The following is an 11,765-nucleotide window of genomic DNA, read 5'->3' on the forward strand; positions in this document are numbered from 1 at the left end:
CTAATGGCAACGCCGAAAAACAGATGGTTATTGCGCCTCGCGCCCTGGTTTTTACCGCTCGGTCTGGTGGCACTCTGGCAGCTCGCATCATCAATGGGCTGGCTGTCCACCCGCATACTGCCCTCACCGGAGGGCGTGATCGAAGCTTTCTGGACGCTTTCAGCCAGCGGCGAACTTTGGCAGCATCTGGCGATCAGCGCCTGGCGGGCGCTGATCGGATTCTCCATCGGTGGATCAATTGGCCTGACGCTGGGGCTGATAAGCGGCCTTTCGCGTTGGGGAGAACGCCTGCTGGACACGTCGGTGCAGATGCTGCGTAACGTCCCGCATCTGGCGCTGATCCCACTGGTCATTTTATGGTTCGGTATTGATGAGTCCGCCAAGATCTTTCTCGTCGCGCTGGGCACGCTGTTCCCGATTTACATCAACACCTGGCATGGGATCCGTAACATCGATCGCGGGCTGGTAGAGATGGCGCGCAGCTATGGGTTATCCGGCTTTTCACTGTTTATTCATGTGATCCTCCCCGGTGCCCTGCCCTCGATTATGGTCGGCGTACGTTTTGCTCTCGGGCTGATGTGGCTGACGCTCATTGTTGCGGAAACTATTTCGGCTGATGCCGGTATTGGCTACCTGGCAATGAATGCTCGTGAATTTCTGCAAACCGATGTAGTCGTGGTAGCCATTATTCTCTACGCTCTGCTCGGCAAACTTGCCGATGTCAGCGCGCAATTACTGGAACGTATCTGGCTACGCTGGAACCCGGCTTACCATTTAAAGGAAACTAATGTATGAACACCGCTCGCCTGAACCAGGGCACACCGCTTTTGCTGAGCGCCGTGACGAAACAATACGCCGCCAATACGGTGCTCAATCAGTTAGATTTGCATATTCCAGCCGGACAGTTCGTTGCCGTGGTCGGTCGCAGCGGCGGAGGTAAAAGCACGTTACTGCGCCTGCTGGCTGGGCTGGAATCGCCCACCTCAGGCGCATTACTCGCCGGAACCACACCGCTGGCAGAGATTCAGGATGATACACGAATGATGTTTCAGGATGCGCGTCTGCTGCCATGGAAGACGGTTATCGATAACGTGGGTCTGGGTCTGCAAGGTCACTGGCGCAATGCAGCGCGAGATGCGCTGGCCGCAGTTGGACTGGAGAGTCGTGCCCAGGAATGGCCTGCGGCCCTTTCTGGTGGACAAAAACAGCGCGTGGCCCTGGCGCGGGCTTTAATTCACCGCCCCGGTCTGCTGCTGTTGGATGAACCCCTCGGCGCGCTGGATGCGTTAACCCGCCTTGAGATGCAGGATCTGATTGTCTCTTTATGGCAGGAACACGGCTTTACCGTATTGTTAGTCACCCATGATGTCAGCGAAGCAGTAGCAATGGCCGATCGCGTATTGCTCATTGAAGACGGAAAAATCGGACTGGATTTAACGGTGGATATTGCGCGACCACGCCGGATTAGTTCAGTGCGTCTGGCAGAACTGGAAGCTGAGGTGTTGAACCGGGTGATGCAACGCGGCGAAAATGAAGTTCAGCTACGCAGGCATGGTTAAAAATGCCGGATGGCGCTACCGCTTATCCGGCCTACACGTGAATGGTAGGCCGGCCCCATCCGGCAATATTATCAGGCTAATGCTTTAGCTATCTTCTCGAACAGATCGCCGGAGAGATTCTCCAGGCCTTTCAACTGTTCCAGCGCCGCACGCATCTTCGCCTGACGTTTTGCATCATAACGTTTTAAACGAATCAGCGGCTCAATCAGACGTGACGCTACCTGCGGGTTACGGCTATTGAGCTCAGTCAGCATGTCGACCAGGAACTGATAGCCGCTGCCATCTTCCGCATGAAATGCCGCCGGGTTGCTACCTGCAAAGGCACCGATCAGCGAACGGATGCGATTCGGGTTGCTCATGCTAAAGGAGCGATGCTTCAACAGGCCGCGTACCGTTTCCAGTACATTATCCGCCGGGCTGGTAGATTGCAGGATAAACCATTTATCCATCACCAGACCGTCATGGTGCCACTTATCGTCATACTCCTGCATCAGCGCGTCACGGCAAGGAAGTTGCGCCGCTACTGCCGCAGACAACGCCGCCAGCGCATCGGTCATATTGTTCGCTTCACGGTACTGCTTGCTGACCAGCGTGTCAGCCAGATGGGTTTCGCCAAAGGCCAGGAATCGCAGGCAGGCGTTGCGCAGCGTACGCTTGCCAATATCGGCATGCTCTACGCGGTACTCATCAAGATGATTAGCGTTATAGATGGCGAGGAATTCATCCGCCAGCTCTGCCGCCAGCGTGCGGGTTAACGCTTCACGTACTTCTGTTATCGCCACCGGATCGATGATGTCGAACAGTTCGGCGATTTCATTTACCGAAGGCAGTGTCAGGATCTCAGCCGCCAGCGCCGGATCGATTTTCTCATCCAGTAAAATCGCGCGGAATGCATCGGCCACGTGTACCGGCAGTGACAGCGGCTGTCCCTGCTGATGACGGGCAACGTTGAGCTTAATATAGGTCGCCAGCAGGCTTTGCGCCGCATCCCAACGAGAAAAATCGTTACGCGCATGACGCATCAGGAAGGTCAGTTGCTGATCGCTCCATTTATATTCCAGTTTCACCGGCGCGGAGAATTCGCACAGCAGCGCGGGTACCGGCTGGAAGTAGACGTTATCAAAGACAAACGTCTGCTCTGCCTGGGTAATGTTGAGTACTGAATTCACCGGGTGCCCGCCTTTTTGTAACGGGATCACTTTCCCTTCGTTGTCATACAACTCGAGGGCGAAAGGAATATGCAGCGGTTGTTTTTCTGCCTGATCCGGCGTGGCCGGCGTGCGCTGGCTGATAGTCAGCGTGTACTCTTCCGTTGATGGGTTATAGTCATCACGCACGGTCAAAATCGGCGTACCGGACTGACTGTACCAGCGGCGGAAATGCGAGAGATCGACGTTGGACGCATCCTCCATCGCCTGCACAAAATCATCACAGGTTGCAGCGCTGCCATCATGACGCTCAAAGTACAGCTGCATCCCTTTCTGGAAGTTAGCCTCACCCAACAGGGTGTGGATCATACGAATGACTTCTGCACCCTTCTCATACACGGTCAGGGTATAGAAATTGTTCATTTCGATAACCATATCCGGGCGGATAGGATGCGCCATCGGGCTGGCGTCTTCAGCAAACTGCAGACCGCGCATGGTACGCACATTGCTGATACGGTTTACCGCACGTGAGCCAAGATCGGAACTGAATTCCTGATCGCGAAACACGGTTAACCCCTCTTTCAGGCTCAACTGGAACCAGTCGCGACAGGTCACGCGGTTGCCAGTCCAGTTATGGAAATATTCGTGCCCAATGACGCGCTCAATATCGAGGTAGTCTTTGTCAGTAGCGGTATCGGTACGTGCCAGCACGTATTTGGAGTTAAAGATGTTCAGTCCTTTATTCTCCATCGCGCCCATGTTGAAGAAATCCACTGCGACAATCATATAGATGTCGAGGTCATATTCGAGGCCAAAACGCTCTTCATCCCATTTCATGGAGTTTTTCAGCGAGGTCATCGCCCACGGCGCGCGGTCCAGGTTGCCGCGATCGACGTACAGTTCCAGTGCCACTTCACGCCCGGAGCGGGTGGTAAAAGTGTCACGCAGCACGTCGAAATCACCCGCTACCAGCGCAAACAGATAGCACGGTTTAGGGAAGGGATCCTGCCACTGAACCCAATGGCGACCGTTTTCCAGTTCGCCCTGCGCCACGCGGTTGCCGTTGGAAAGCAGGAACGGATATTGGGTTTTATCGGCGATAATTTTGGTAGTAAAGCGCGCCAGCACGTCCGGGCGATCAAGATACCAGGTAATATGGCGGAAACCTTCTGCTTCGCACTGGGTACACAGCGCATCTCCTGACTTGTAAAGCCCTTCCAGCGCGGTATTCGCCGCTGGGCTAATTTCATTCACGATACGCAGCGTAAAACGTTCCGGCAGTTGATTGATGACCAGAGCGCCCTCTTCTTCTTTATATGCTTGCCACGGTTCATCATTCACGTGGATTGACACCAGGGTCAAATCTTCGCCATTCAGGTGCAGGGGCGCGTCGGACGCGCCATGACGGACAGCCTGGCTCACTGCGGTGACCACGGTTTTTTCAGCATCCAGGTCAAAGGTCAAGTCAATATCAGTAATCTGGTAATCCGGAGCACGATAATCGTGGCGGTATTTGGCTTGTGGCTGTTGTGTCATAAAAAAACCTTTAGCATCTTTGGTAGAGTCTCGGCTTCAGTCTATTCCTGTTGCGTAAATCGCGCTACGCAGAATGTTCATCTTTTCAGGCACAAACGCCCTTTTTGCTACATTTTTATAACACGCGGCACGAATTGCCCTCGACCAGAAAGACAGCTTATGGTGTGATCGGGGTTCAATAAATCGCTAAACAGGGTATACTCCAGCGGTTTTCTTAGTTGTTTATTGTACTAAACGCTCCCGTGAGAGGATGCTACTGCGCACCTATGACACAATTCGCTTCTCCTGTTCTGCACTCGCTGCTGGATACAGACGCTTATAAGTTGCATATGCAGCAAGCCGTTTTTCACCACTACTATGATGTACAAGTAGCGGCTGAATTTCGTTGCCGTGGCGATGACCTGCTCGGTATTTATGCCGATTCTATTCGTGAGCAGGTGAATGCTATGCAGCACCTGCGACTGCAGGAGGACGAGTACCAGTGGCTCTCCGGCCTGCCTTTCTTCAAAGCTGATTACCTTACCTGGTTACGTGATTTCCGCTATAACCCGGAACAGGTTTGCGTCACCAATGATAACGGTAAGTTGAACATTCGCTTAACTGGTCCATGGCGCGAAGTGATCATGTGGGAAGTTCCGCTGTTGGCGGTAATAAGCGAGCTGGTACACCATTACCGTTCGCCTGAATCAGGCGTCCCACAGGCACTCGATGAGTTGGAAAGTAAACTAGTAGAATTCTCTGCTTTAACAAAAGATGTCGATATGTCCCGCTTCCATCTGATGGATTTCGGCACGCGTCGTCGTTTTTCACGTGAAGTCCAGCAGGCTATTGTTAAACGCCTGCAGCAAGAGTCCTGGTTTGTCGGTACCAGCAACTACGATCTCGCCCGCCGCCTGTCATTAACACCAATGGGTACGCAGGCGCATGAGTGGTTCCAGGCTCATCAGCAAATCAGCCCCGAGCTTGCCACCAGCCAGCGCGTTGCTCTGGCCGCCTGGTTAAATGAATACCCTGACCAACTCGGCATCGCGCTGACAGATTGCATCACCATGGATGCGTTTCTTCGCGACTTTGGCGTCGAGTTTGCGACCCGCTACCAGGGTTTACGCCATGACTCAGGCGATCCGGTGGAATGGGGTGAAAAAGCCATCGCCCATTATGAAAAACTGGGCATTGACCCGCTGAGCAAAACGCTGGTGTTTTCAGATAATCTTGATCTGAAAAAAGCGATTGAGCTCTACCGCCACTTCTCTTCTCGTGTGCAGTTGAGTTTTGGCATTGGGACACGACTAACCTGTGATATTCCCCAGGTTAAGCCGCTCAATATAGTCATCAAGCTGGTGGAATGTAACGGCAAACCAGTGGCGAAGTTATCTGACAGCCCGGGTAAAACCATCTGCCACGATAAAGCGTTTGTTCGTGCGCTGCGTAAAGCCTTCGATCTCCCGCATATTAAAAAAGCCAGTTAAACCTTCCAGGGAGCCATTTGGGCTCCCTAATTCGCATTTATTTCCGAAATCTTTCACTCCAGCTACGAATTCTGCTTGTCTGATTGCAGATGCCAGGTAACATAGGTATCCCCCCATTACGGGTGGACATGTGTTTATATATCCGACTATTAACAGAGAGAATATTATGAGCGTTGTGCCTGTAGCCGACGTACTCCAGGGCCGCGTAGCCGTTGACAGCGAAGTCACCGTGCGCGGATGGGTGCGTACCCGCCGAGATTCAAAAGCTGGCATCTCCTTCCTCGCCGTTTATGACGGTTCCTGCTTTGATCCTGTACAGGCCGTCATCAATAATTCTCTGCCCAATTACAATCAGGACGTACTGCGCCTGACGACAGGTTGTTCAGTTATTGTAACGGGTAAAGTCGTTGCATCCCCTGGGCAAGGACAGAGCTTTGAAATTCAGGCCACTGAGGTTGAAGTCGCGGGCTGGGTTGAAGATCCTGATACCTACCCAATGGCGGCTAAGCGTCATAGCATTGAGTATCTGCGTGAAGTGGCGCACATGCGTCCGCGTACCAATATGATTGGTGCGGTAGCGCGCGTACGTCATACGCTGGCGCAAGCGCTGCATCGCTTCTTCCACGAGCAGGGTTTCTTCTGGGTATCGACTCCGCTGATCACCGCTTCCGATACGGAAGGTGCGGGTGAAATGTTCCGTGTTTCTACGCTGGATCTGGAAAACCTGCCGCGTAACGATCAGGGTAAAGTCGATTTCGATAAAGACTTCTTTGGTAAGGAAGCGTTCCTGACCGTTTCCGGTCAGTTAAACGGCGAAACTTACGCCTGCGCCCTGTCCAAAATTTATACCTTTGGTCCGACTTTCCGTGCGGAAAACTCTAACACCAGTCGTCACCTGGCAGAGTTCTGGATGCTGGAACCCGAAGTGGCGTTCGCCGACCTGAACGATATTGCAGGTCTGGCTGAAGCGATGCTGAAATACGCGTTCAAAGCCGTATTGGCAGAGCGTGCGGATGATATGAAATTCTTCGCTGAACGTGTCGACAAAGATGCGATTGCGCGCCTGGAACGTTTTATTGACGCTGACTTCGCGCAAGTGGACTATACCGACGCGGTGAGCATTCTGGAAAAATGCGGCAAAAAGTTCGAAAACCCGGTTTACTGGGGTGTGGATCTCTCTTCCGAGCATGAGCGTTATCTTGCTGAAGAGCACTTTAAAGCGCCGGTCGTAGTTAAAAACTACCCGAAAGATATCAAAGCGTTTTATATGCGCCTTAATGAAGACGGTAAAACCGTTGCGGCAATGGACGTTCTGGCTCCGGGAATCGGTGAAATCATCGGTGGTTCTCAGCGTGAAGAACGTCTGGACGTACTGGATGCCCGCATGCTGGAAATGGGTCTGAATAAAGAAGATTACTGGTGGTATCGCGACCTGCGTCGCTACGGTACCGTTCCGCATTCCGGCTTCGGTTTGGGCTTTGAGCGTTTAATCGCTTACGTTACTGGCGTACAAAACGTCCGTGACGTTATCCCATTCCCGCGTACACCGCGTAACGCCACTTTCTAAACCTGAATGTTTGATTCAAAGGCCAGCACTGCTGGCCTTTTTTGTACCCGTTTCCCCACGATGGGACTCTTCACTTAAAACACAACTTTCCCTTTTCCTGTTACTTATTATTTCACCGCAACACATTCGCACAAAAAAAAATCAGCACTTTTATTGTGGATTAGCATTTTCTGATTAAATAGTACATTTTATGACCACGCACACAGCATTCCAGACGTCCAAAAATAGCCATCTGGAAAACCGGATCTTTGCGATGCAACACAGCAAAAAATGCCTTATCAAAATTAAACATAAGAAAATCATATAAATAGAATTAAAAGCGGTGAATTTTAGTGCAGAGACATCTGAAGTTTGACGTTGTTCACAAAGTTGCACAAAAAAAAACATCTTGTTACACATTTTTTCTTTCTGAAACCAAATCTTTATATTTGTAGCACTTTGACGGTAGCGAAACGATAGTTTGAATGGAAAGATGCCTGTCAGACACATAAAGACACCAAACTCTCATCAATAGTTCCGTAAATTTTAATTGACGGAATTTATTGGCGGCAGTGGCAGGTGTCATATAAAAACCAATGAGGGTAATAAATAATGATGAAGCGCAATATTCTGGCAGTGGTTATCCCTGCTCTGCTGGTAGCCGGGGCAGCTAACGCTGCAGAAGTTTACAACAAAGATGGTAACAAGCTGGATATCTACGGTAAAACCGTTGGTCTGCATTATTTTTCTGACAGCGCTGCTGACGATGGCGATCAGACTTATGCTCGTCTTGGTTTCAAAGGGGAAACTCAGATTAACTCCGAGCTGTCCGGTTACGGTCAGTGGGAATACAACTTTGCCGGTAACAACTCTGAAGGCGGTAGTGACGCTCAGAACGGCAACAAAACCCGTCTGGCATTCGCTGGTCTGAAATACGCAGACCTGGGTTCTTTCGACTACGGTCGTAACTACGGTATCGTTTACGATGCTCTGGGTTACACCGATATGCTGCCAGAATTTGGTGGTGATACCGCATACAGCGACAACTTCTTCGTTGGTCGTGTTGGTGGTGTTGCAACCTACCGTAACTCCAACTTCTTCGGTCTGGTTGACGGTCTGAACTTCGGTATCCAGTACTTGGGTAAAAACGAACGTGATGGCAATACCGGTCGCTCTAACGGCGACGGCGTTGGCGGTTCTGTAAGCTACGAAATGGATGGTTTCGGTATCGTGGGTGCTTACGGCGCAGCTGACCGCACCAACGCGCAGGAAAACTCTTTCTACGGCAATGGCGGTAAAAAAGCTGAGCAGTGGGCGACCGGCGTGAAATACGATGCTAACAACATCTACCTGGCAGCTAACTACGGTGAAACCCGTAACGCGACCCGCATCTCAGGTGCTGGTAACAGCGGTTTTGCGAACAAAACTGAAGACGTATTCGTCGTTGCTCAGTACCAGTTCGATTTCGGCCTGCGTCCGTCCCTCTCCTACAACAAGTCTAAAGCGAAAGACGTAGAAGGTATCGGTGATGTGGATCTGGTCGATTACTTCGAAGTAGGTGCGACCTACTACTTCAACAAAAACATGTCCACCTATGTTGACTACAAGATTAACCAAATCGATTCTGACAACAAACTGGGCGTGAACTCTGACGACATCGTTGCAGTTGGTATCGTTTACCAGTTCTAATAGCAGACCTCTTTGTTAAATGCCTTAAAAACAGGACTTCGGTCCTGTTTTTTTATATCTGCCAGCGGATTCTTGCGTCTTAAAAAAACACCTCAGCTTTTCGCCAGTAACGGTTGGCATTTTGTAAATCTACCGTTAACCTGATAGCGGACTTCCCTTCTGTAATCACTATGGAACCTCGTCATGTTTGAGAACATTACCGCTGCTCCTGCCGACCCCATTTTGGGTCTGGCTGATTTGTTTCGTGCCGATGACCGCCCAGGAAAAATAAACCTCGGGATCGGTGTATATAAAGATGAGACAGGCAAAACGCCAGTACTGACCAGCGTTAAAAAAGCCGAGCAATATATACTGGAAAATGAAACCACCAAAAATTACCTTGGCATTGACGGTATTCCAGAGTTTGGTCGTTGCACTCAGGAATTACTGTTTGGTAAAACGAGTTCGCTTATCATTGATAAGCGCGCACGTACAGCACAGACTCCTGGCGGCACTGGCGCACTGCGAGTGGCAGCTGATTTCCTCGCAAAAAATACGTCGACTAAACGCGTATGGGTGAGCAATCCAAGCTGGCCGAACCATAAAAGCGTCTTTAACTCTGCCGGTCTGGAAGTTCGTGAATACAACTATTATGATGCAGCGAACCACTCATTAGACTTTGATGCGCTGCTGGCAAGCCTCAGCGAAGCGCAGGCTGGCGATGTAGTACTGTTCCACGGCTGCTGCCATAACCCAACCGGTATCGATCCTACGCTTGAACAGTGGCAAACGTTGGCTCAGCTTTCTGTCGAAAAAGGATGGTTGCCGCTGTTTGACTTCGCATACCAGGGCTTTGCCCGCGGTCTGGAAGAAGATGCCGAAGGTCTGCGCGCGTTCGCCGCGCTGCACAAAGAGCTGATTGTCGCCAGTTCCTACTCCAAGAACTTTGGTCTTTACAATGAGCGCGTAGGCGCCTGTACGCTGGTTGCAGCTGATGCTGAAACCGTCGACCGTGCGTTTAGTCAGATGAAATCCGCCATTCGCGCTAACTATTCCAACCCGCCAGCCCACGGAGCATCCGTAGTTGCCACGATTCTGAGCAACGACGCGTTACGGGCTATCTGGGAACAGGAACTGACTGATATGCGCCAACGCATTCAGCGCATGCGTTTACTGTTCGTGAATACGCTGCAGGAAAAAGGTGCGAACAGCGACTTCAGCTTTATCATCAAACAGAACGGCATGTTCTCTTTCAGCGGCCTGACAAAAGAACAGGTTCTGCGTCTGCGTGAAGAGTTTGGTGTCTATGCCGTCGCTTCCGGGCGTGTAAACGTCGCAGGAATGACGCCAGATAACATGGCACCGCTGTGCGAAGCGATTGTCGCAGTACTGTAATTTATCGCGCATAAAAAAGGCCGCAATCGCGGCCTTTTTATTTATCTGCGGTGTTACCAGACGGGCATTTCATCCTGCAGGAACGGGTTATGTAGCCGTTCGTTACCCAATGTAGAAAGTGGGCCGTGACCCGGAATAAACGTCACGTCATCACCCAATGGTAAAAGTTTACGTTTAATCGAATCAATCAATTGGTTGTGATCTCCGCGTGGAAAATCGCTGCGCCCTACGCCGCCTTTAAAAATCACATCACCAGAAATCAGTAACTTTGATTGCTCATCAAAGAAAACCACATGTCCCGGCGTGTGGCCCGGGCAATGCAGCACCTGTAACGTCACGTTACCAACGCTTACTCTGTCGCCTTCATTCAGCCAGCGATCGGGCGTCAGCGGCTCACAATCGCCCAGGCCAAACATGCGGCTCTGAGCTGGGAGTCCCTGTAACCAGAACTCATCTTCTTTTTCCGGACCAATAACCGGAACACCATAATGCTGTGCCAGTTCAGCCGCTGCCCCTACATGGTCAAGATGACCGTGGGTAAGCAGAATCTGCATAAGCGTCAGACCGCTGGCATCCACTTCCTGTTTGATTTTCTCGGCATCACCGCCGGGATCGACCAGCGCGGCCAGACGAGTCTGCTCACACCAGATTAACGAGCAGTTCTGGGCGAATGCAGTGACCGGAATAATACGATAGTTCATACAGCTCCTGTTTCATTAAGCTTATGGATCACCAGTGCCGGGCAGGCCCGGTGTCGATATGCACAAAGTTACTGCTGGGGTAGTATCCTACACCACCTGCGCGCATAGATAACGCAGCTTTGCGAATATTGCTTAATGCGATGCCTTCAATATGGAAATCCATGGCCTGGCCTTTAGTGTGGTAGCTTTTCTTTGCCACACCCCGGCTGCGTGCACGGAGTTCGTTATTGGTATCGATAGAGCGATAGCCTGAGATTAGCTGTACGGGTTTACGCGTGCCCAGCAGGCCCTGCAGACGGAAGAGTTGATCAAACAATCCCGGGTCAATGGATTTCACTTTATTGGCCCGAAAATCACGGAAAAAGTGGTTAAGTTTTGCTAATTCGTCCTGAATATAGCCCCTGCCATCAAAAAACTCTGCTTTTATTGACTCACCGGTATGCAGGTTATTCAGAGTCAATATACGCGGACGTGGGGTGGAAAGAGTGGCAAACGCGGGCGTAGGCAGGATGGCAGCGCCGAGGGCAATACCACCAAGCGCCAGCAGTTTGCGGCGATTAGCGTCAAATTTGTCCATGGTATTAAGGTCTACAAGGTCAATGTTATCGTATGTATGCTCTAGCGCACGCGAGAAACCTTATCTGGCTAAGTAGTCCACGTCAAGGCTCCCAACCCCAGGAAACACGGGGCTTACAGCCATTCCGCCCCGTTTCCCGCATAACTTACGACAATCATTTTCCTCG

9 protein-coding genes are annotated in these 11,765 nt (G+C 51.2%); 6 read left to right on the forward strand and 3 right to left on the reverse strand.

Annotated features, from left to right (window positions below):
- Window positions 1-3 precede the first annotated feature (3 nt).
- Window positions 4-795, forward strand: a complete 792-nt coding sequence (gene ssuC / locus ACU8YC_RS08385; protein WP_151217935.1) for an aliphatic sulfonate ABC transporter permease SsuC — start codon at window positions 4-6, stop codon at window positions 793-795.
- Window positions 792-1,559: an aliphatic sulfonates ABC transporter ATP-binding protein gene (gene ssuB / locus ACU8YC_RS08390; RefSeq protein WP_446895206.1), complete on the forward strand. Its 768-nt coding sequence runs from the start codon at window positions 792-794 to the stop codon at window positions 1,557-1,559. Before ssuC ends, ssuB begins: the two co-directional genes overlap by 4 nt.
- A gap of 71 nt (window positions 1,560-1,630) precedes the next feature.
- On the opposite strand, the gene pepN is transcribed toward ssuB, so the two are convergent.
- On the reverse strand, window positions 1,631-4,243 hold the full coding sequence (gene pepN, locus ACU8YC_RS08395; protein WP_446895207.1) for an aminopeptidase N: 2,613 nt from the start codon (window positions 4,241-4,243) through the stop codon (window positions 1,631-1,633).
- A gap of 266 nt (window positions 4,244-4,509) precedes the next feature.
- Between pepN and pncB the strand changes: the two genes are divergently transcribed.
- The 4 genes from pncB (at window position 4,510) to aspC (ending at window position 10,321) form a co-directional block, all read left to right on the forward strand.
- Window positions 4,510-5,712, forward strand: coding sequence for a nicotinate phosphoribosyltransferase (gene pncB / locus ACU8YC_RS08400; RefSeq protein WP_151217933.1), 1,203 nt, complete (start codon window positions 4,510-4,512; stop codon window positions 5,710-5,712).
- Between the two features lie 166 nt (window positions 5,713-5,878).
- Window positions 5,879-7,279, forward strand: coding sequence for an asparagine--tRNA ligase (asnS, locus tag ACU8YC_RS08405; protein WP_446895208.1), 1,401 nt, complete (start codon window positions 5,879-5,881; stop codon window positions 7,277-7,279).
- Between the two features lie 591 nt (window positions 7,280-7,870).
- On the forward strand, window positions 7,871-8,947 hold the full coding sequence (gene ompF, locus ACU8YC_RS08410) for a porin OmpF (protein ID WP_016149871.1): 1,077 nt from the start codon (window positions 7,871-7,873) through the stop codon (window positions 8,945-8,947).
- A gap of 183 nt (window positions 8,948-9,130) precedes the next feature.
- Window positions 9,131-10,321 (forward strand): aspartate transaminase, encoded by a 1,191-nt coding sequence (aspC, locus tag ACU8YC_RS08415; RefSeq protein ID WP_151217931.1) that lies wholly within the window; start codon window positions 9,131-9,133, stop codon window positions 10,319-10,321.
- 53 nt (window positions 10,322-10,374) lie between these two features.
- Here the strand turns inward: aspC and ACU8YC_RS08420 are convergent, their stop codons facing one another.
- The gene (locus ACU8YC_RS08420) at window positions 10,375-11,022 is read right to left on the reverse strand and encodes an MBL fold metallo-hydrolase (RefSeq protein ID WP_065944967.1); all 648 of its coding nucleotides are present in this window, start codon (window positions 11,020-11,022) and stop codon (window positions 10,375-10,377) included.
- Between the two features lie 28 nt (window positions 11,023-11,050).
- Window positions 11,051-11,599 carry a YcbK family protein gene (locus tag ACU8YC_RS08425; protein ID WP_003831948.1) on the reverse strand — a complete coding sequence of 183 codons (549 nt, stop codon included), beginning with the start codon at window positions 11,597-11,599 and terminating at the stop codon, window positions 11,051-11,053.
- Window positions 11,600-11,765 lie beyond the last annotated feature (166 nt).

Source organism: Citrobacter sp. VF227, assembly GCF_052950715.1.

What these genes read in the sequence shown, in the direction of transcription:
- ssuC (WP_151217935.1), top strand. Translation starts at nt 4, where the DNA reads ATGGCAACGCCGAAAAACAGATGGTTATTGCGCCTCGCGCCCTGGTTT.
- ssuB (WP_446895206.1), top strand. Translation starts at nt 792, where the DNA reads ATGAACACCGCTCGCCTGAACCAGGGCACACCGCTTTTGCTGAGCGCC.
- pepN (WP_446895207.1), bottom strand. Translation starts at nt 4,243, where the DNA reads ATGACACAACAGCCACAAGCCAAATACCGCCACGATTATCGTGCTCCG.
- pncB (WP_151217933.1), top strand. Translation starts at nt 4,510, where the DNA reads ATGACACAATTCGCTTCTCCTGTTCTGCACTCGCTGCTGGATACAGAC.
- asnS (WP_446895208.1), top strand. Translation starts at nt 5,879, where the DNA reads ATGAGCGTTGTGCCTGTAGCCGACGTACTCCAGGGCCGCGTAGCCGTT.
- ompF (WP_016149871.1), top strand. Translation starts at nt 7,871, where the DNA reads ATGATGAAGCGCAATATTCTGGCAGTGGTTATCCCTGCTCTGCTGGTA.
- aspC (WP_151217931.1), top strand. Translation starts at nt 9,131, where the DNA reads ATGTTTGAGAACATTACCGCTGCTCCTGCCGACCCCATTTTGGGTCTG.
- ACU8YC_RS08420 (WP_065944967.1), bottom strand. Translation starts at nt 11,022, where the DNA reads ATGAACTATCGTATTATTCCGGTCACTGCATTCGCCCAGAACTGCTCG.
- ACU8YC_RS08425 (WP_003831948.1), bottom strand. Translation starts at nt 11,599, where the DNA reads ATGGACAAATTTGACGCTAATCGCCGCAAACTGCTGGCGCTTGGTGGT.